At 68.1% G+C, this 19393-nt stretch carries 22 protein-coding genes; 13 read left to right on the forward strand and 9 right to left on the reverse strand.

The genetic code is table 11. From position 1 onward, the window contains the following. The first annotated feature begins 279 nt into the window (after positions 1 to 279). Together A5745_RS09510 and A5745_RS09515 are read left to right on the forward strand one after the other, a co-directional pair. The gene (locus A5745_RS09510) at positions 280 to 4737 is read left to right on the forward strand and encodes a non-ribosomal peptide synthetase (RefSeq protein ID WP_076115855.1); all 4458 of its coding nucleotides are present in this window, start codon (positions 280 to 282) and stop codon (positions 4735 to 4737) included. Between the two features lie 71 nt (positions 4738 to 4808). After that, positions 4809 to 5576, forward strand: a complete 768-nt coding sequence (locus A5745_RS09515; protein ID WP_076063863.1) for an IclR family transcriptional regulator — start codon at positions 4809 to 4811, stop codon at positions 5574 to 5576. Here the strand turns inward: A5745_RS09515 and A5745_RS09520 are convergent. Genes A5745_RS09520 through A5745_RS09540 form a run of 5 tightly spaced genes read right to left on the reverse strand, consistent with a single transcriptional unit; the run spans position 5564 to position 9162 of the window. Beyond that, a complete protein-coding gene (locus A5745_RS09520) occupies positions 5564 to 6292 on the reverse strand; it encodes a class II aldolase/adducin family protein (RefSeq protein ID WP_076115856.1) in 729 nt (242 codons plus the stop codon). The genes A5745_RS09515 and A5745_RS09520 overlap by 13 nt on opposite strands. Continuing rightward, positions 6289 to 7083 carry a 3-(cis-5,6-dihydroxycyclohexa-1,3-dien-1-yl)propanoate dehydrogenase gene (gene hcaB, locus A5745_RS09525; protein WP_076115857.1) on the reverse strand — a complete coding sequence of 265 codons (795 nt, stop codon included), beginning with the start codon at positions 7081 to 7083 and terminating at the stop codon, positions 6289 to 6291. Before hcaB ends, A5745_RS09520 begins: the two co-directional genes overlap by 4 nt. Continuing rightward, positions 7080 to 7307: a dihydrodiol dehydrogenase gene (locus tag A5745_RS09530; RefSeq protein ID WP_076115858.1), complete on the reverse strand. Its 228-nt coding sequence runs from the start codon at positions 7305 to 7307 to the stop codon at positions 7080 to 7082. Before A5745_RS09530 ends, hcaB begins: the two co-directional genes overlap by 4 nt. After that, the gene (locus A5745_RS09535; protein WP_076115859.1) at positions 7304 to 7834 is read right to left on the reverse strand and encodes a 3-phenylpropionate/cinnamic acid dioxygenase subunit beta; all 531 of its coding nucleotides are present in this window, start codon (positions 7832 to 7834) and stop codon (positions 7304 to 7306) included. The genes A5745_RS09530 and A5745_RS09535 overlap by 4 nt, the downstream gene beginning before the upstream one ends. Beyond that, a complete protein-coding gene (locus tag A5745_RS09540; RefSeq protein ID WP_076115860.1) occupies positions 7831 to 9162 on the reverse strand; it encodes an aromatic ring-hydroxylating dioxygenase subunit alpha in 1332 nt (443 codons plus the stop codon). Before A5745_RS09540 ends, A5745_RS09535 begins: the two co-directional genes overlap by 4 nt. A 140-nt stretch (positions 9163 to 9302) precedes the next feature. Between A5745_RS09540 and pcaH the strand changes: the two genes are divergently transcribed. From pcaH to A5745_RS09555, 3 genes are read left to right on the forward strand one after another with little or no spacing between them, the layout of a single operon-like run. Beyond that, positions 9303 to 10064 (forward strand): protocatechuate 3,4-dioxygenase subunit beta, encoded by a 762-nt coding sequence (pcaH, locus tag A5745_RS09545; RefSeq protein WP_076115861.1) that lies wholly within the window; start codon positions 9303 to 9305, stop codon positions 10062 to 10064. Beyond that, positions 10057 to 10626 (forward strand): protocatechuate 3,4-dioxygenase subunit alpha, encoded by a 570-nt coding sequence (pcaG, locus tag A5745_RS09550; protein ID WP_076115862.1) that lies wholly within the window; start codon positions 10057 to 10059, stop codon positions 10624 to 10626. The genes pcaH and pcaG overlap by 8 nt, the downstream gene beginning before the upstream one ends. Then, entirely contained in the window at positions 10623 to 11849 is a 1227-nt protein-coding gene (locus A5745_RS09555; RefSeq protein WP_076115863.1) for a lyase family protein, read from the forward strand. Before pcaG ends, A5745_RS09555 begins: the two co-directional genes overlap by 4 nt. Here A5745_RS09555 and A5745_RS09560 read toward each other — a convergent pair. Together A5745_RS09560 and A5745_RS09565 are read right to left on the reverse strand one after the other, a co-directional pair. Next, a complete protein-coding gene (locus tag A5745_RS09560; protein WP_076115864.1) occupies positions 11835 to 12503 on the reverse strand; it encodes a TetR/AcrR family transcriptional regulator in 669 nt (222 codons plus the stop codon). The two genes, A5745_RS09555 and A5745_RS09560, sit on opposite strands and share 15 nt — an antisense overlap. Positions 12504 to 12588: 85 nt before the next feature. After that, a complete protein-coding gene (locus A5745_RS09565) occupies positions 12589 to 13194 on the reverse strand; it encodes a DUF2249 domain-containing protein (protein WP_076115865.1) in 606 nt (201 codons plus the stop codon). A 54-nt stretch (positions 13195 to 13248) separates the two neighbouring features. Between A5745_RS09565 and fdxA the strand changes: the two genes are divergently transcribed. The 5 genes from fdxA to A5745_RS09590 are packed head-to-tail and all read left to right on the forward strand — an operon-like array spanning position 13249 to position 16041. Further along, positions 13249 to 13605, forward strand: a complete 357-nt coding sequence (fdxA, locus tag A5745_RS09570; protein ID WP_076063878.1) for a ferredoxin — start codon at positions 13249 to 13251, stop codon at positions 13603 to 13605. Positions 13606 to 13627: 22 nt separating this feature from the next. Further along, positions 13628 to 14272: a metalloregulator ArsR/SmtB family transcription factor gene (locus A5745_RS09575; protein ID WP_076063879.1), complete on the forward strand. Its 645-nt coding sequence runs from the start codon at positions 13628 to 13630 to the stop codon at positions 14270 to 14272. Continuing rightward, on the forward strand, positions 14269 to 14694 hold the full coding sequence (locus A5745_RS09580) for a hypothetical protein (protein WP_076115866.1): 426 nt from the start codon (positions 14269 to 14271) through the stop codon (positions 14692 to 14694). The genes A5745_RS09575 and A5745_RS09580 overlap by 4 nt, the downstream gene beginning before the upstream one ends. Positions 14695 to 14739: 45 nt before the next feature. After that, entirely contained in the window at positions 14740 to 15087 is a 348-nt protein-coding gene (locus A5745_RS09585) for a cupin domain-containing protein (RefSeq protein ID WP_076115867.1), read from the forward strand. Positions 15088 to 15093: 6 nt separating this feature from the next. After that, positions 15094 to 16041, forward strand: a complete 948-nt coding sequence (locus A5745_RS09590) for a nitronate monooxygenase family protein (protein ID WP_076115868.1) — start codon at positions 15094 to 15096, stop codon at positions 16039 to 16041. On the opposite strand, the gene A5745_RS09595 is transcribed toward A5745_RS09590, so the two are convergent. Continuing rightward, on the reverse strand, positions 16016 to 16714 hold the full coding sequence (locus A5745_RS09595) for a metalloregulator ArsR/SmtB family transcription factor (RefSeq protein ID WP_076115869.1): 699 nt from the start codon (positions 16712 to 16714) through the stop codon (positions 16016 to 16018). The genes A5745_RS09590 and A5745_RS09595 overlap by 26 nt on opposite strands. 91 nt (positions 16715 to 16805) lie before the next feature. Here A5745_RS09595 and A5745_RS09600 point away from each other — a divergent pair, with 91 nt between their 5' ends. Then, a complete protein-coding gene (locus A5745_RS09600; RefSeq protein WP_076115870.1) occupies positions 16806 to 17273 on the forward strand; it encodes a DoxX family membrane protein in 468 nt (155 codons plus the stop codon). Positions 17274 to 17282: 9 nt separating this feature from the next. On the opposite strand, the gene A5745_RS09605 is transcribed toward A5745_RS09600, so the two are convergent. Next, entirely contained in the window at positions 17283 to 17783 is a 501-nt protein-coding gene (locus tag A5745_RS09605) for a DUF1990 family protein (protein WP_076115871.1), read from the reverse strand. Between the two features lie 57 nt (positions 17784 to 17840). On the opposite strand from A5745_RS09605, the gene A5745_RS09610 reads away from it, so the two are divergent. Both A5745_RS09610 and A5745_RS09615 read left to right on the forward strand, forming a co-directional pair. After that, complete coding sequence (locus A5745_RS09610; protein ID WP_076115872.1) at positions 17841 to 18707, forward strand: aldo/keto reductase; 867 nt, start codon at positions 17841 to 17843, stop codon at positions 18705 to 18707. Positions 18708 to 18724: 17 nt separating this feature from the next. After that, positions 18725 to 19351 carry a PaaI family thioesterase gene (locus A5745_RS09615; RefSeq protein ID WP_076115873.1) on the forward strand — a complete coding sequence of 209 codons (627 nt, stop codon included), beginning with the start codon at positions 18725 to 18727 and terminating at the stop codon, positions 19349 to 19351. Positions 19352 to 19393: the final 42 nt, after the last annotated feature.

The following is a 19393-nucleotide window of genomic DNA, read 5'->3' on the forward strand; positions in this document are numbered from 1 at the left end:
GCCGTGAACGCGGTCTCGGTCTCGCAAAAGAGAAGCTCGTGGGACATATGATCACCTCCCTCCTTTCGTATGCCAGTGGCGCGTCTCAGCAAGTTTTTCGGTTTCCGGGCCTCAGCGGTATCCGACGATCGGCTAGTGCACGGGGTAATTTTGACTACGCCGTTTGGGGGACAGGGCTGTCCCCCAATCGGGATAGGAGTCCGCGGCAATTCGCGCGAGGTGCATGGTCGATATCATTCGCGTGACACACTGCCCGAGTGTCGAGCCAAGGGACGACGTGTGACCCGACCTGCCAAGAATTCGCTTGAACTGACGCGAGGACAGCGCGACATTTGGCTGTCTCAGGAAACGGGTGATTCGGCGACAGGCTGGCAGGCCGGGTATTTCGTGGTGATCAGCGGTGTGGTCGAGCCTGGCTTGCTGGAACGTGCGATCCGGCAGGTGGTTGCCGAGGCGGAGCCACTGAGAGTCGGCATTTCCGAGCTCGACGGACAAATCGTTCAGACAGCCACCGATTATCCGGACGTCGAGGTCCCCTTCTACGACGTGAGCGGCGCGCGGGAACCCTTTCGGGAGGCCCGCAAGCTGGCGTCGTCCATTCAACGCGACCCGATGCCGTGGGGCGGGCCGCTGTTCAGATTCGCATTGTTTCGCACACTGCCAGATGAATTTTGCTTGTTCATTTGTATCCACCACATCGTCATCGATGGATTCGGCTCCGTCCTTTTCGCGAATCGCGTCGCGCTGGTCTACTCGGCCTTTGCCGCCGGGGCACCGGTTCCGGCTCCCTCTTTTGGCTCGCTGTACGACCTGGTCGACTGCGAATCGGAATATGAGGCATCCGGCAGTTATCAAGAGGATCTCGCATTTTGGACCGAGAATCTTCCCCCGCAGAGCGATCGGGCGGATTATCGCTCGCCGCGGGCAGGCGACGAGCATCATGCGGGCACCGCGTCCATGCCGGTGCCGCTGGATGTTGCGGTCGTCGAACGGGCGCAGCGCCTGGCTGACGCGTTGGGCGTTCGTCGATCGGCGGTGCTGACTGCGGCGTGCGCGCTTTTGGTACCGGGTTGGGGCGCGGGCGGATCCGAGGTGGTACTCGACTTCCCGGTGAGCAGGCGAACAACTCGAAAGTCGAAGACGATTCCGGGGATGGTCGCCGGGATCGTGCCGCTGGTGTTGACGGCGTCGCCGACCTCGTCGGTCGCGGACATATGTGAGCATGTGGAAGCTCGGATACGAGAAGTTCTGCGGCATCAGCGTTTTCCGGTGCAGGAATTGATGAACAGCGCTGCGCACCGGAGCGCAGCCGCGACACGTGGCAGGGTCGCCGTCAATCTATTTCCGTCGACAACGATCCTGCCTTTCGGCGGTGCGCCGGCATCGTTGGTCTACACCAATTTCGGGCGTGCGGACCGATTCGGACTGTTCTTCATCCAGGATGGCGACCGGCTGTCTCTGAGCACCGCGGGTGCGGATCCGCCGTCTCCAGATTTCGAGAGCCCCGCGTTAGCCAACCGCCTGGAAAAGCTGCTCATGGCCATGACCTCCGACCCGGGACGGTTATCCTCGATCGCTCTGCTCGACGAGCCCGTGCGCGCCCGACTGGATGCATGGGGCAACCGCGCGGCATTGACGAGCCCGGCACCCTCAATCTCGACGGTGCCGGGACTGTTTGCCGCCCACGCCGCGCGCATCCCGGGGGCGGCCGCGCTGGCATGCGGCGGCGTGGTCTTGACCTACCAACAGCTCGACAACGCCAGCAGTCGGCTCGCATCCCGGTTGACCGGGGTCGGGGTAGGCCGCGGTGACGTGGTGGCCCTGCTGCTACCACGCAGCAACGAGGCCATCGTCGCGATCCTGGGAGTGCTGAAAGCTGGAGCCGCTTACCTACCCATCGACCCGGATCACCCCGACGCCCGCATCGCGTTCCTGCTGCGGGACACCACACCGGCAGCGGCGCTGACTACTCACCAGCTGGCCCACCGGCTCGAAGGCCATGACCTGGTGGTCATCGACGTCGGTGATGCCGCTGACACCGCGGCGGGCGCACCACCCGACGCGGCCTTGCCTACACCGGCCGCCGAGGATATCGCCTACATTCTCTACACCTCGGGCACCACCGGGGCGCCCAAGGGAGTGGCGATCACCCATCACAACGTCACCCAACTGATCGGCGCGCCGGCACCGTTCAACAACCAGACGAGCCGAGCGATAACCCAGTGCCATTCCTACGCTTTCGACTTCTCGGTGTGGGAAATCTGGGGCGCGCTCCTCAACGGAGGACGCCTGGTGGTGGTCCCCGAACAGGTGACGCAGTCGCTGGAGGACTTTCACGCGCTGCTCGTGGCCGAACAAGTCACCGCCCTGACGCAGACTCCGTCGGCTGCGGCGGCGCTGTCGACAGACGGCCTGGCCGGTACGACATTGGTGGTGGGCGGTGAGCCCTGCACGTCCGACGTCGTGGATCGCTGGGCGCCCGGGCGTGCGATGATCAACGCCTACGGACCCACCGAAACCACGGTGTGCGTGTCCATCAGCGATCCGTTGCAACCAGGTTGCGGGGTACCACCGATCGGCCGCCCGCTGCCGGGAACGGTGGTGTTCGTCTTAGACCAGTGGTTGCGCAGGGTGCCCGTTGGTGTGGTAGGCGAGTTGTATGTCGCGGGCGCCCAGGTGGGCCTCGGATATTGGCGCCGCACCGCCTTGACGGCCTCGCGCTTTGTGGCGTGTCCGTTCGGCGGGGACGGGACGCGAATGTATCGCACCGGCGACCTCGCGAGCTGGAGTTCCGACGGGCAACTGCACTACGCGGGCCGGGCGGATGACCAGGTCAAGATCCGCGGTTACCGCATCGAGCCCGGCGAAATCGCCGCCGAGCTGGCGCGGTTGCCGGGGGTAGGGCAGGCCGCGGTGATCGCCCGCGAGGACCGTCCCGGAGACAAACGCCTCGTCGGCTACATCACCGGTGCGGCCGACCCGGCCACCGTTCGAACGGAACTGGGCGCCCGCTTGCCCCACTACCTGGTGCCTGCGGCGATCATGACGCTCGAGCGGTTGCCGCTGACCGTCAATGGCAAACTCGACACCGCCGCTTTGCCGGCCCCCGAATACACCGCCGCCGAGTACCGGCCTCCGAGCACCCCGGTCGAGGAAATCCTGGCCGGTCTCTACGCCCACGTCCTAGGGCTGGAACGGGTGGGTGTCGACCAATCATTCTTCGATCTGGGTGGCGACTCACTGCTGGCCATGCGCGTCACCGCGGCGCTCAACGCCACTTTGGACGCCCGCTTGTCCGTGCGGGCACTGTTCGATGCGCCCACGATCGCCCAGCTGGCGCCCCTCGTCTCAGCCGGTTCGACTCCGTCGACCCCATTGGTTCCGGTGGCGCGGCCCGCGGCGGTGCCGTTGTCGCATGCCCAACACCGGATGTGGACCGTCACTCAACTGCACGGACCGTCTCCGGTCTTCAACATCGCGTGGGCGCTTAGGCTTCGGGGCCCACTCGAGGTCGAGGCGCTGCGTCAGGCCCTCGTCGACGTGGTGAACCGCCACGAAATCCTGCGCACCGTCTATCCGGCCCTCGAGGGCACACCCCGACAAGTCGTCGTTCCCCCCGAACGGGCGGACTTCGGCTGGCAGGTCGTTGACGCCACAGCGTGGTCCCCGCGGCGGCTCCAGCAGGCCGTCGCCGCCCATGCCCGTCACGAATTCGACCTGGCCACCCGGATCCCGTTGTTCGCCCGGTTGCATCGCGTGGCCGACGATGAACACCTGCTGGCCGTTGCCGTGCACCACATCGCCGCCGACGGCTGGTCGGTGGCCCCGCTATCGGCCGACCTCGACACCGCCTACCGCAGTCGATGCGCCGGCCACGCCCCCAAGTGGGCGCCGCTTCCGATCCAATACATCGACTTCACGCTGTGGCAGCGCGCCCATCTAGGGCTCCCGGCCGATCCGCACAGCATCATCGCCACCCAGCTCAAGTTTTGGGAAGAGACTCTCGCGGGCATGCCCCTAGGCCTGGAGCTAGGCTCCACCCGGCCGGACGAAGCGGCGGCCGACAACCGCGGCGATATCGTGGCCGTAGAGTGGCCGGCGGCGTTGCACCGCAAGATAATCCGCGTGGCGCGCCAGCATCACGCCAGCAGCTTCATGGTTGTCCACGCGGGCTTCGCTGCGCTGCTGTCCAAACTCACCGCCAGCACCGACGTCCCTGTGGGAATCGCGGTGGCCGGCCGCGGCCACCCGGCGCTGGACGATTTGGTTGGGGTCTTCGTCAACACCGTCGTGCTACGCGTCGGGGTGGCCGATGACGACACCTTCGCGGAGCTGCTGGCTCGCGTTCGTGCGCGCGGCCTGCTGGCGTTCGACCGCCAGGACCTGCCCTACGGACTTCTCGTCGACCGGATATGCGCGGCGCGCTCAGTGCCGCCCCGCCCCCTGATCCAAACGATGCTGGCCTGGCAGAACAACAAGCCCGCCGCGCGGGTGCTGGGCGATCTGGATGTCACGTGGGATCCGGTACACACCGGGACAGCACGAATGAACTTCTTGCTGTCGCTCACCGAAGAGTTCGCCGACGGCGGTGAGCCAGCCGGAATCAGCGGCGTCGTGGAATACCGCACCGCGGTTTTCACCCCGACCGCGGTCAAAACCCTGATCGACCAGTTGGAGAAGTTGTTGGGGACGCTGACAGCCGATCCGCAATTGCGGCTTTCGTCGATCGACTTGTGAGGAGAGCCAGGCGGCAGACTCGTGGGGCAATTGGGACGGCCGCGACGTGACGGACGGGCTACCGTGAGTTCATGTCCGGGAAGGGCGCGCCGCAGTACCCGATCGAGTCGGTCGACAACGCGCTCAAGCTGCTGCTGCTGCTGGGTGAGCAGCCGCAGATCCGGTTGAGCGAGGCGACGCGCTACCTGGGCGTGGCGTCCTCGACCGCGCACCGGCTGCTGGCCATGCTGGCCTATCGCGGGTTCGTCCGGCAAGACCCGGTGTCCAAGGCGTATCTGCCCGGTCCGTCGTTGACCGGTGTGGCGTTTGCGATCTTCGGCCGCATCGACATTCAGCGATCGGCCACGCCGATCATGCGCAGCCTCAGCGAACAACTGCGCGAAACCATTCACCTCGGAATGCTCGACGGCGCGGGCGTTCGTTTCGTCGCGGCGGTCGAGGGGCCCGCCGCGGTGCGGGTGGCGTCGCGGCTCGGGCGCACCCTGCCGGCCCACTGCACCTCGACGGGCAAGGTCCTGCTGGCCCAGTTGTCCGAGCAGGAATTGCGTCAACTGCTACCCGATGAACCGTTGCAGCGCATCACCTCTCGTTCGATCGGCAGCCGCACCGAGTTGGAGGCGGAGCTTGGCCGCATCCGCGAGCGGGGCTACGCGGTCAATCGCGAGGAGAGCGAGGAAGGTGTCGCGTCGGTCGCGGTGCCCATCCCGACCCGGGCTCCCGGACTGCGCATCGCGCTCAACGCCGCCGCGCCACAGCAGCGGCTGCGCAGCTCGCAATACTCGTCGGTGGCCGCCGCACTCACCAAGGCGGCCAAGGAGATTGGCGATCAGCTCGGCTGAGCGCCTAAGCGGGCCACCTCGTGGCGCCAGGCCGCCTCGGCGGTGAACGCGGCTCCCAGGTCCGGCAGGTCGTCCCAGTCGGAGTCGTCGATGTCGGCCAGGGTGCCGCCGGCCGAGCGCACCCGCAACGACATCCGCGCCAGTGCGTCCACGCTGATCGCCTGCAGCACCGCCTGCTCGACGGTGGCCGCGGCACTGGTGATTCCGTGTCCGCGGCAGATCACCACCGGTCGGCCGCGCATGGCGGCCACCATGTCCTTGCCCAGCGCCGAATTGCGGATCAGCACGGCGCGTTCGTAGACGGGCACGCCGCCGCGGGCCAGCCACGCGCCGGGAATGTCGTAGGCCCCGTAGATGGGCCGGACCTCGATGCCGGCGAGGTCGGCGGCGACGACGGCGGGCGGGTGCAGATGCGCGACGGCCCGGTAGTCCGGGTTGGCCAGTAGGGTTTCGACGTGGATGGGCAGTTCGTTGGGCACGCGGTAGCCGTCGAGTTCGCCTGTGGCGCCGGCGGTTCCGTCGAAGCTAATGAGCCGGACGTCGGACGCCCGGGTGAAGGCCACTCCGGTGTCGGTGTCGCTGCGGCACCGAATCAGCAGGCGCTCGTCGTCGATCCGCAGGCTCAGGTGGCCGAGGATGCCGTCGACCAGGCCGCGGGCCGCGGCGACCCGGCAGCCCTGGGCCACCAGGGCGCGCTGCTCGTCAAGGCGTGTCATCGTGGCGCGCCCAACCCGAATCCGCCGTCGGGGTGGATCGTTTCGCCGGTGATACCGCGGGATCGGTCGGACGCCAGGAACACGTAACTCCATGCGTGGTCGCGGCCGTCGAGCGCGACGTTGAGCGGGGTGCGCGCGGCCAGGTCGCGCGCGCGGTTGGGGGTGTCGTCGAGGCGCACGGCGTCCAGTCCCAGGGTGGACGGGCCGCGCAGGTCGGTGTTGAGCGTGCCGCCCGGCGCCACCCCGTTGACGCGAATCCCGGGCGCCAGCTCGTGCGCCAGGGCCGAAATCAGCCCGCGCACGGCGAACTTGGACGACACATACAGCACGCCGCCGCGTCCGGGGTAGAACGACGACGCCGACTCGGTCAGGATGATCGAGGAGCCGGTTCCGGCCTGCAACGCCGGGACCGCGGCCTTGACCGAGTGCAGATGGCTGAGCACGTTGGTACGGAAGATTTCGTCGAACGCGGAGGCAAGGCCGTCGGCGTCGAGGTCGCCAATTCCCTTGTAGAAATCGAAGATTCCGACGCAGTTCACCAGCGTGTCCAGTCCACCGAACGCCTCCACCGCCGCAGCGACCGCGCGCTCGTTGGCCTCGCGGGTGACGGCGTCGCCTTCGATGACCGGGGGGCCGGGCGACTCCCGTCGCAGCGCCGCACATTTACCGGGATCACGTTCCAGCACGGCGACTTTGGCGCCCTCGGCGCAAAACGCGTCGACGACGGCGCGGCCGATGCCCGAACCGGCGCCCACCACCAGCACCCGCTTGCCCTCGAGCCAGGCCGTCATCGTTCCCCCTCGTCGGGCAGCAGCGGGCCATCGGGATTGCCGACCATGGCCGCCAGCGTACGACTGTTCTGCCGGGTGAGTGCCTCGATCTCGAGCGCGTCCAGGCTGATCCACCGCCCGGTCTTGGGCGCGCTGATCAGCAGCCGCGACCCGTTGCGCGTATCGACCCGGCGCACCACGACCTCGCTGAATTCGTTGGCAATCGTGATGGGCTCGTCGCTCACAGGAACACCGCCAGGTTTTGCATCCGCAGCACCGACTCGTCGACAAATATCTTGCGGCGGGCCAGCTTCCAGCTATCGTCGCACCTGCGCAGGACGTCCTCGCGGCCGCACGACACCAGCGCGCTCTCGTTCACGTCCCCGCGGCTACGGAAGAGCAGTTCGGCCGATTCGACTACCAGGTCTGCCTCGTCGTCGCCGTCGAAGGTGCGCACGTTGGTGACGAAGTGCCGCAGCCGCGACGGCGGATCCTCGGTCCAGGCGTGCTCGGTGGCGAAGCGCGCGACCCGCTGGCGCAGCGAGTACTTGTCCTCGTCGAAATGGGCCATCCCCGGTTTGGGAAAAGAAAACGTGTCGAACCCGGCGCCGCGCGCCGTGGTAACCCGGACCGGCATCACATAGCGGACGTCGTCGGTCAGCGTGTCCAGCCACGCGTCGTAGTCCTGGGCGTCCAGCAGATAGGCCTCGTCGATCAGGAACTGATGGGCTTGCAGATGACGAATGTCATTGAATGGCAAAGCTTTTCTCATGACAGGTAATCCGCCCACAACCTCAGCAACTCGCGCTGGTTGTTCTCGTTGTAGCCGACCTGCGCGCGTCCCGGCCCGTGAAACGACTCGGCCGTCAGCGGCTCGATCACCGGACGGTCATCGGGCAGCAGGCCCATCCGGCTGTTCAGCAGCAGGCGGCGCGCCATCGAACCGCCCGCGGTGGTAGTCAGCGACACCCAGTTCTCCACGTCGTCTTGTTCGAACATGCCGGTCGAACCGAAGCACATCAAATATGCCTTGTACGAGTCCCGTTTGTACTGCGGAGGAGCGGCCGAGTCCACCGCGAACCACGAGCACACCTCGGTTTCGTTCTCACTGATCGGCTGCCACAGCCGGATCGAGATGAACGGCAAAACCGCCTCGCTGCCGGGCAATTTCGGCCAGTTGTGCACGAAACTCAGGTTCGGAAAGCAGGTCGCCGCGGAGATCATGAAGCCGTCCTCGCCGACAACCCGCTGCTGCCGCGGCGTCCAGGTGTCCTTGATGCGGCCGATCATCTCGTCGGGATAGCCGACGTAGCGCATCCGCTCCTCGAAGCCGCCGGGCGGGAGTTTGTAGGTGGTGCCGCCGCCGCGGTGCGCCCAGTAGGTGGCGCCGTCCTTGCGCTTCTGGGCTTTTGGCTCGCGGAATAGGCCGATGTCGACGATCGACGCGTGCGTGTGCGGCGTGTGGTACATGTCGCCAGCGAAGTTCTCGGCGCCGATCTTCCAGTTGGCCTTGATCCGCCATCGTTGGGGGCCCCGCACCTCGAGGCCGTCGGCGCTCTGTTTGGTGTAGTAGTCCAGGTAGAACCTGAAGTCGCCGAGGAAGTCCTCGAGCGGCTCGGCGTGCGGATCCAGGCTGATGAACAACAGCCCGTTGTAGCCGGCCAGGTTCGGTGCCGGCAGCAGGGTCTGGTTTTTGGCGAACCCCTCGTCGCCCCCGTAGGCCTCGCGGTGGAACGGCAAGCCGGTGAGCCGGCCGTCGTTGCGGTAGGTCCAGCCGTGGTACGGGCAGCGGAAGTTGGAGGCGTTGCCCATCTCGGCGCGACAGACCTGCATGCCGCGGTGCAGGCACATATTGAACAAGGCACGCACCTCGCCGTTGGCGCAGCGGGTGATGATGAAGGAATCGTCGAGGACCCGGCGCACCACGTAGTCGCCCTCGTGCGGGATCTCCGACTCGTGGGCCACGAAGGTCCATGCCCGGCCGAACAACCGTTTCTTCTCCTGCTCGAACAGCTGCCTGTCGTTGTAGATGTGCGCGGGGATCATCCCCCGGCGGACGCTCTCGAAGACAGCGTCTAGGTCACGGGGCTCATCTGACATCGGCGGCTCACTCTGTTCTACAGAAATAACTTCCTCTAGATAGAGTCCCGCAGACTGGGCCTCCGGTCAATCAGCCCGGCCGCGCCGCGCTGGTGCGCGCTCTGTAATTCTCGGCCGCATCGCGGGTAGCCTCACGGCTCATGACCGCCCAGCGCGTCGCGTCGCAGGCCGACATCACCGCGGAGATCGCGTGCCTGGCGGCCGGCCACCGGCGCGCTGGCGGAGCCGGGCCGCAGCCGCGCCTGGACTACCCGCCTTACCGCAGCAGCGCCCTGCGCCACCCGAAACGCCCTCTGCAGGTTGTCGATCCCGACGAGGTCGAACGCGCGGCGCCGTGCTTCGGCCCGCAGGACGTCGACCCCCTCGACGCCGACCTGACGGCCCGCCACCCGGGCGAGCCGATCGGCGAGCGCGTCATCGTAAGCGGGCGGGTCCTCGACGATTCCGGCGCGCCGGTGGCCCGCCAGCTGGTCGAGATCTGGCAAGCCAACGCCGCCGGCCGTTACCACCACCAGCTCGACCAGCACCCCGCGCCGCTCGACCCGAACTTCACCGGCGCCGGGCGCTGCCTGACCGGAGCCGACGGGTCGTACCGCTTTGTCACCGTCAAGCCCGGACCCTATCCCTGGCGCAACCACCGCAATGCCTGGCGCCCGGCGCACATCCACTTCTCTATCTTCGGAACGGCGTTCACTCAGCGCCTGGTCACCCAGATGTACTTTCCCGGCGACCCGTTGTTCGACCTGGACCCGATATTCCAGTCCATCCTGGATCCCGCTGCGCGCCAACGGTTGATCGCGGGATACGACCACGACCTCACCCAGCCGGAATTCGCGACCGGGTACCGGTGGGACATCGTGGTCTGCGGAAGCCGCCGAACCTGGACGGAAGACAGTGTTTGAATTGGCTTGTACCCCAGGGCAAACCGTCGGACCGTTCTTCGGCATGGCTTTGCCGTATCCCGGGGGCAGCGACCTGGTCGACGCCGCGCATCCGCAGGCAGTGCGGTTACACGGCACCGTCTACGACGGCGCCGGCGCCGCGGTCCCGGACGCGCTGGTCGAACTCTGGCAGGCCGACGGCGCCGGCCGAATCCCGCGCCAGGCCGGCTCGCTGCGGCGCGACGGCGCCGGGTTCACCGGATGGGGGCGCGCGGCCACCGACGCGGCGGGCCACTACGCGTTCACCACCCTGGCGCCCGGTTCGGCAGGCGGCGGGCGGCCACCGTTCTTCGCCCTCGTCGTCTTCGCCCGGGGCTTGTTGGACCGGTTGTTCACCCGCGCCTATCTGCCCGGCGCGGACTTGGCTGCCGATCCGCTGTTGAGCGCGATCGATCCGGGCCGGCGGCCCGGCCTGCTCTGCGTGCCCGAAAGTGATTCCGGCCGAACGGGTTACCGCTTCGACATCCACCTGCAGGGCCAGAACGAGACGGTTTTTCTGGCATACGGGGACGAGGGACGATGACGAATCTGCTGTGGCCAGGGGACCATCGGGCCGGCGAGTACATGACGGACTGGGCACTGCTGCAGTCGATGGTGGCGACGGAGTCCGCCTGGTTGGGCGCGCTTGCGACCGTCGGCGTCGCACCCGCCGAGTGCGCGAACATGGACCTATCACACCTGGTGAACCCGACCGATTGCGAGCTGCTCGCCTTCACCGCCGAGGACGGCGGCAACCCGGTCATCGGCCTGGCCGAGCTGCTGCGCCAACGGGCGCTCCCGGCGATCGGGCCGTGGATCCACCGCGGACTCACCAGCCAGGACGTGCTGGACAGCGGCCTGATGCTCGCCGTGCGTGCCGCGACGGAAGCCGTCATAGCGCAGCTCACCCAACAGATTTCGGCGCTGACCGTGCTGGCCGGAAATCATCGGGCCACCCCGATGGTGGCCCGAACCCTCACCCAGCACGCCGCGCCCACCACGTTCGGCGCCAAGGCGGCCGGCTGGCTGGGCGGCGTGCTCGACGCGTACGAGCGGCTCCGGGCGCTGCCCACCCCGATCCAGTTTGGCGGCGCCGCCGGGACCCGAGCCGCCACAACGGAATTGGCGACGCTGCTCACCGATGCCGACGATCCGGCGGACGTCTCGGATCGCCTGGCCCTGGATACGGCCACCGCGCTGGGCCTGGACGTCCGGGCGCCCTGGCACACGACGCGAACACCGGTCACCGCGGCCGCCGATGCCCTCGTCGGGTGCACCGACTGCTGGGGCCGCATCGCCTCGGACGTCCTCACCCTGGGCCGCCCGGAGATTGCCGAACTCGGCGAACCGGCCGCCGAAGGCCGGGGCGGTTCTTCGTCGATGCCACACAAGCGCAATCCGGTGCTGTCCATCCTGATCCGGCGGGCCGCCCTGTCGGCGCCGCCGTTGGCGGCAACCCTGCACACCGCCGCGGCGCTGGCCAACGACGAACGCCCGGACGGTGCCTGGCACGCCGAATGGGACACGCTGCGGACCCTGGCGCGACGGGCCGTGGTCGCGGGTTCCCAGTGCGTCGAGCTGCTGGCCGGCCTGCAGGTTCATCCCGAGAAGATGGCCGAAAACCTCGGCGCCGCAGACGTTCTCGGGGAGCAGCGGTCCATCGCCGAACTGGCGGGAAAGCCGCCGTCGCCGACCTACTTCGGTGCCGTCGACCCGTTGATCGACGACACCCTGGCTCGCGCCGAGCGGATGCTACGGGGCGGTTGACGCCTTGCCGTCTTGGTAGATGCTGGCCAGCCAGATGTGCGCCAGCGTGTCTATCACCCGGTCTTCGGGTATCGCGCCCTCTTCGGTGGTGAACGTCGCTGCCATCACCCGCTCGCTCAGCATGTTCAGCGCCACCGAAAGATGCTCGGCCGGAACGAGTTTCGGGGCGGCACCACGCCGGCGCTCGGCCTCGATCGCCGCCGTGGTCGACCAGATCCACCTGTGCATCAGCGTCGACCACGCCTGTCGCACCTCGGGGTTGGTCGCCTTGGCGGCCGCGCCCGCGACGGCGACCGCGCGGTGCGAGCCGGATGCCTCGAAGAACGCCTCGATGCGGGCCCGCCACACGGCCACCGGATCGCCGGGTAGTTTGCCGGCCAGGGCCGTAAGGGCCGCGTGTGCCCGCGTGTTCACCTGGTCCAGCAGCGACAGGAGCACCGCGTTCTTCGACGGAAAGTAGAAGTAGAAGGTGGGGCGGGAGATGCCCGCGCTCTTCGCCAGGTCGTCCACGGAGAAGTCGGCGAGGGGTCGCTGCGCCAGGAGCCGCTCGGCGGCGGCCAGGATCGCGCGCTCGCGGTCGTCGCCCACCAGGCGAGTGGCGCGTCGGCCCCGGGGTGCGTGCACGTATTGGGTTCGCGTCGGCAGGTCGCGCACAGCTAACAACGCTCATCGAGGCGCCGAAGATTGTCAACGAAACGGTTGATTAAGAGCAAACTACGAGCGCGCGGCCGCCCCGCCGTCAGACCGCCTGCCGCGCCGGGCTTTTCAGGGGTTCCAGCACCAACGCCTGGCGGCGCTGGTGCACCGTGAGGTAGCGGAGCCCGTTCGGGCCCGCGGCGAACTGGCGTCGCGAACGCCGGGGCAACCACAGCAGCGCACCGGGGGACAGGTCGATCGTGCCCGCTTCGGTGGTCAGCCGGCCGCCGCCGGACAGCACATGGATCAACACGTCGAGGTCGGGTCCGGCATGCGAATCGATAGTGCCCCCCGCGGGCAGCGCGATGACGTTCGAGTCCAGATCGCGCTCGCGGGCCTGCAGCTTCCAGACCGCCCCGGTCGCATCGACGTCGGTCGTTAATTCGGTGGTGTTCGCCAGGATTCGGGGGAGGGCCGTGGAGGTGAGCTTGCTGATCCGGATTCGCCACACCTGGGGTCCCCGTTCGACGTACTCCCAGCCGTAGCTGCCTGGAAGGTCGGCGTCGAATTCGTCGCGCAGGTGCTTGGGGTCGTGGTTGTTCACCAGGACGAAAGACTCGCCGACCGCGAGCGCCGCGTACGTCGCGAAGATCGTCGGGTGCTTGTCCGGCTTGCGCAGCGCGCGGACGTCAAGTTCGTTGTCTGCCATGCACTCTCCCGTACCGTATAGTTTTCACAACCTGTATTGTGTAAACTCTAGTGCATGACCTACGTGATCGGGAAGCCATGCATCGACGTGATGGATCGGGCCTGCGTGGACGAGTGCCCAGTGGACTGCATCTACGAGGGCGGCCGGGCGCTCTACATCCATCCCGACGAATGCGTGGACTGTGGGGCTTGCGAGCCGGTTTGTCCGGTCGATGCGATTTACTACGAGGACGACCTGCCCGAGGAGCTCAAACCCTACTTGGCCGACAACGAAGCGTTCTTCACCGAAACCCTGCCGGGCCGCGACGCCCCGCTGGGCTCCCCGGGCGGGGCTGCCAAGATAGGTCCACTCGGCGTCGACACACCCCTGGTGGCCGCGCAGCCGGGAGCCGACGACTCTGAAGGAGCGTGAGCCACCGTTGAGCGCGCAGGTCATGGTTTCCGAATCCGTTGGTCGCCGCCGGGAGGTGCTGCGGGTGCTGCGGGCGTCGCCCGATCCGATGAGCATCGTCGCGATTGCCGACGTGCTGGGCGTGCATCCCAACACCGTCCGCTTCCACCTCGACAGCCTGGTCGGCGACGGCCAGGTGGAGCAGGTCGAGCCGGGCCGCAAGGGGCCGGGCCGGCCGCCGCTGATGTTCGCCGCGGTCCGGCAGATGGACCGCGGCGGCACGCGCCACTATCGATTGCTCGCCGAGATACTGACCGCGGCGGTCGCCGCCGAACGCGATCCGCGCGCCAAGGCGCTGGCCGCCGGGCGGGCGTGGGGGCGCAAGCTTGAATCCCTGCCGACGGATGCCTCCAACGCCGAGGCCGCCATCGACCACCTCGTCGACGTGCTCGACGATCTCGGCTTCGCGCCCGAACGCCGGGCGGCCGGCGGGGAGCAACAGGTCGGCCTGCGGCACTGCCCGTTCCTGGAAGTCGCCGAGAACCGAACCAACGTGATCTGCCCGGTCCATCTCGGGTTCATGCAGGGGGCCATGGAGGCCTGGGGCGCCCCGGTCGCCGTCGAGCGGCTCGACGAGTTCGTCGAACCGGATCTGTGCCTGGCTCACCTGAAGCTCCTCGCCAAGTGAGCGCCGGATCGGCGATCGTCGTCGCGATCACCTTCGTCTGGCTCGGCATGGTGCTGGCCATCTCGTTCCTGGAAGCCCCGCTGAAGTTCCGCGCGCCCAACGTCACCCTGCAGATCGGGCTGGGCATCGGACGCTTGGTCTTTCGCGCCCTCAACACCGTCGAGGTCGCCTTCGCCCTCGTCATCCTCGCGATCGTGCTCGCCGGCCCGACGCCGACGCGCACCGCCGTGGCCTTCTTCGTCGCCTTCGCCGCGCTGGCGATCCAGTTGGTCGCGGTGCGTCCCCGGCTGACCAGCCGTTCCGACCAGGTGCTCGCCGGGTCGGAGGGGCCGCGCTCCCGCGGTCACTACGCCTACGTCGGCCTCGAGGTGGTGAAGGTGGTTGGTTTGATCGCGGCGGGGATACTCCTACTTACCGCCTGACAAAATCCGTCTCGAAGCCCGCTCTCGATCCGCGAAGGACTCGCCATGGAATCCATATCGTTGACCAGCCTGGCCGCCGAAAAGTTGTCCGAGGCCCAGAAGTCGCACAGCGGGCGGGCCGCACACACCATCCACGGCGGCCACACTCACGAACTCCGGCAAACCGTGCTGGCCCTGCTCGCCGGACACGACCTGTCCGAACACGACAGCCCCGGCGAGGCCACGCTGCAGGTGCTGCAGGGTCACGTACGCCTGACCGCCGGCGGTGACGCCTGGGACGGCAAGGCCGGCGACTACGTGGCGATTCCGGCGGAACGCCATTCCCTGCATGCGGTCGAGGACTCGGTCGTCATGCTGACGGTGCTCAAGACCATTCCCTCGCTGACCCATTAGCCTCCGATGCTGTCGACGCCCTGGTCGAGCAGCTTCGGCCTCCGGGTGCCCATCGTCAACGCGCCGATGGGTGGGGTCGCCGGCGGCCGGCTGGCCGCGGCGGTGACCGCCGCCGGTGGCCTGGGCATGGTGGGCATGGGCAGCGTCGCGACGCGTGAGTCGTTGCGTGCCGAGTTGCGGCACGTGCGCGGCGCGTTTGGAATCGGCCTGGTCGATTGGGTGATGCGCAACGAGGCGGGGCTGCTGGAGGATGCCCTGGCCGCGCGGCCCGCCCTGCTGTCGGTCAGCTTCGGTACCGACTGGTCGTGGGTCGGCAAGGCTCACGACGCCGGAATCGCCACCGCCACACAGGTTTACGACGCCGACGGAGCCCGTCAGGCGGCGGATGCCGGGGTCGACGTTCTGGTCGCGCGGGGTTCCGAGGGCGGCGGGCACGGCGACGTGAAGCTCGCGACGCTGCCGTTGCTCGACGCCGTCTTGGATGCGGTGTCGGTGCCGGTGCTTGCCGGCGGCGGGATCGCCTCGCCGCGCAGCCTGGCCGCCGTGCTGGCCGCCGGGGCCAGCGGCGCGTGGGTGGGCACCCGCCTGGCGGCGTGCCCGGAAGCGTTGACCGGCGACGGCAGCCGCAGGGCCCTGATCGCGGCCCGCGCCACCGACACCGCGGTAACCCGGGTCTTCGACGTCGCCAAGGGCCTGCCGTGGCCGGCCCGTTTCCCGTCGCGCGTGCTGGCCAACAATTTCGTCGCGCGTTGGACCGGCAAAGAGGAGGTGCTCGATCGGTCGGCGTGCGACGAGCTGGCCGCGGCGACCGCCGCCGACGATCGCAGCATCGCGCCGGTCGACGCCGGTCAGAGTGTGGGCATGATCGGCGACGACGCGTCGGTCGGCGAGGTAATCGAGCGCATGTGCGCGGGCGCGGAACGCCTGCTCACCGCGTGGGGTCGGCGGGTTTAAGCACCACGCAGCACCGGTCCGGCCCCGGCTGCAACCGGACGTCGGGACCGTGCGGGGCCAGCGCGTCGGCGACGCCGGTGATCAGCGCGTGGTTCATACCGCAGGCCAGCTCGGTCTGTTCCCGGGCCAGCGCGTGGAATGGGCAATTGGCGAGCTGCATCTCCCCGTCGACCGCCCGGGGCTGATAGCCGTGGTTGTTCAGCAGCGTGACCGTGCGCTCGAGTGCCGCCGCGGCGTCCGCGGGCGGCCGGGTAATGGCGGAGATCGTCCGGCCATAGTCGTGGGCGACCCCGTTGAGCACGTCGACGACCGGCTCCCCGGTGTCCGCGGACCGCGCGATGGCCTCGGCCATCAGCCGGGCGGCCAGCTCGTACTCGCGCTGCGGCAGGCTCACCGCGATGTCGCGGTCGGCCCTGCGGTACAGCTTTGAGGTCCGCCCCGCGCCGGGCCCGGACCGGCCGGTCAAACGCGCGTACTCCGTTTCGAGCAACCCCTCGGCGGTTAACCGATCTAAATGGAATTTGGCCTGATGGTGGGGGATACCGACGGCGTCGGCCGCCTGCTCCCGGCTCACCGGCCCGGGCTGCGCGCAGACGAATCGGTACAGCCGCAGGCGCACCGGGTCGGCGAGCGCCCCGATGCCCGCGGCGTCACGCTCCAGCCCGTCGTCCACATGAAGCCCATTTCTAACAGACAAAACTCTTGACGCTACAGTCTACAGCTTCTAACGTTCGAATTATTATCCGTTAGAAATGGAGGCAATTATGGCTACTCGGCAAGTCGGAGCGAGCCCAGGCCTGGCCGGTCAATTGAAGGATCCGGCCTATTCGGCGTACCTCGTGCTTCGCACCGTGTTCACGATCGCGCCGATCCTGTTCGGGCTGGACAAGTTCTTCAACGTGCTGACACACCCGCATCACTGGAGCATGTATCTGGCGCCCTGGATCGACAATCTGGTGCCCGGGACCGCGGACCAGCTGATGTATGTGGTGGGCGTGATCGAAATCGCGGCCGGTGTGCTGGTCGCGATCGCGCCCCGGATCGGCGCCTGGGTGGTCGCGGCCTGGCTGGCCGGGATCATCATCGACCTGCTGACCCTGTCCGGCTTCTACGACATCGCCTTGCGCGACTTCGGATTGCTGGTCGGCGCCGTGGCGCTGGGCCGGCTGGCGCAGGCCGTGCACAGCGGCAGCATCGGCGTCAGCACCGGGGGCGGTGTCGCGGCGCGCTGACCGTGCCCGTCACACCCCGCGCAGGTATCGCCTCGCGATGATCCGCTGGGCCACCGATACCAGTGGCCTGCCGGCCTTGCTCCACCAGGTCGCGGGCCGGGAGAACGCCGACACCTCCGCGAACACCGCGGAGGTGGTCGGGTCGTGGCGCACCACGAAGCGTTCCTCGCCGGACTCCGGATGGCCCGGCAGGGTGCCGTAGGCGAACCCGCGGATGTCCGGTTCGTCGATGACGTACACGACGCGGCACGGCGCGGGCAGAAAACCCATTCGCACCAACACCACGGTGTCGACCTCGGCGACCTCCGAGCTGGCCCGCACCCGCAGGCCGGCGCCGCGTTGCATGCCCCAGCGCATGACCGCGTCGGCGGCCCGCTCGAAACGCTGCCTGCCCGTGCCGATTTGGCGCTGGGTATGGAGGTGCCCGTATCCGGCGGGCAGGTCAAGGGCCGCGGTCGCGCCCACCTCCGAGTACGTCAGCGGAAGTTCTTCAAGCGCTTGTAGGTCCACGTCCTCAGCTTGCCACGCGGGGACGCGCGGTCACGCCGTCGGCGTACGGTCGTAGGGGTGACCGCGCAGACCGTAGCCCAAGCTTCCGGAACGTTCACCATTGGCGGCGACCTGACCGTCAACCGGCTGGGTTTCGGCGCCATGCGCCTGACGGGCCAGGGCGTCTGGGGGCCGCCCGCCGACCGTGACGAATGCGTGCGGGTGTTGCGGCGCGCCGCCGAACTCGGGGTGAACTTCATCGACACCGCCGACTCCTACGGGCCTTACATCTCCGAGGAGATCATTCACGAGGCGCTGCATCCCTACAACGGGCTGGTGATCGCGACCAAGGCGGGGCTGCTGCGCACCGCCCCGGACGTGTGGATCCCGCTCGGCAACCCGAGCTATCTGCGCCAGGAAGCCGAGATGAGCCTGCGCCGCCTCGGCGTCGACACCATCGACCTGTTCCAGCTGCACCGCATCGACCGGAACTTCCCGTTGGCCGACCAGGTGGGCGAGCTGCTCAACCTGAAAAACGAGGGCAAGATCCGCCACATCGGCCTGTCGGAGATCAACACCGATCAGCTCAAGGAAGCCCAGCAGGTCACGCAGATCGTGTCGGTGCAGAACATGTACAACCTGTCGTCGCGCGGCGCCGAACCGCTGCTTGATTACGCGGCCGGCCAGGGCATCGGCTTCATCCCGTGGTTCCCGCTGGCCGCCGGGCCGCTGGCCGCCCCGGACGGCCCGCTGCAACGCATCGCCGCCGACCATGACGCGACGCCGTCGCAGCTGGCGCTGGCCTGGCTGCTGAAACGGTCGCCGGTGATGTTGCCGATTCCGGGCACGTCGAAGGTGGCGCACCTGGAGGAGAACGTCGCCGCCGCCGAGATCACCCTGTCCGACGACGAGTTCGAGACCCTGGCGGCTGCCGGAGCGCAGTAGCCACGCAATACGGTGTCCTGGTGGGCGGCGACCATCAGAAACACCCCGGCGGTGGATTCAACCCGCCCGAACCGACGGTCAAGGGCGGGCCCGACTACGGCCGGTTCGTCGATGCGGTACGCAAGCTGCAGGACCACGCCCGCGCCGTCGACGCGCCCGACGAGGTGATCGCCGAGGCGGCGGACCAACTGGAGAAGGTGTCGGCGCTGCTGGCTCCGTTCGACGGCGACGAATGGCAGTCGCCGTCGGGCCGCCGGATGGATCTGCCCATGCGGGGCAACGTCCTGACGGTGCCCATGTCGGCGCGCAAGGGCGAGGACGGCCGGATCCACGGCTGGGCCCGCTTCGCCCGATTTCATCTGGGCCGCAACGGCGCAGTGCACGGCGGGGCGTTGGGGCTGCTGTTCGACACGGTGCTCGGGCTGACGTCGGCGGTGCTGACGGGAGGTCCCTATCAGCGCACCGCCTACCTCAAGATCGACTACCGCCACATCGTGCCGATCGAAAAGGAACTACAGATCGATGCCGGGGTCGACCGGGTGGACGGCCGCAAGATCTTCGTGTCGGGCCGATTGAGCGACGGCGACACCCTGCTGACCGAAGCCGACGCCCTGTTCGTGCGGCTCAAGCCTGGGCAGCCCTGACACGCCCACCCCGATAGCATTGCAACGATCAAGCACGCCACC

Source organism: Mycobacterium sp. IS-2888 (genome assembly GCF_001954215.1).
Lineage (GTDB): Bacteria > Actinomycetota > Actinomycetes > Mycobacteriales > Mycobacteriaceae > Mycobacterium.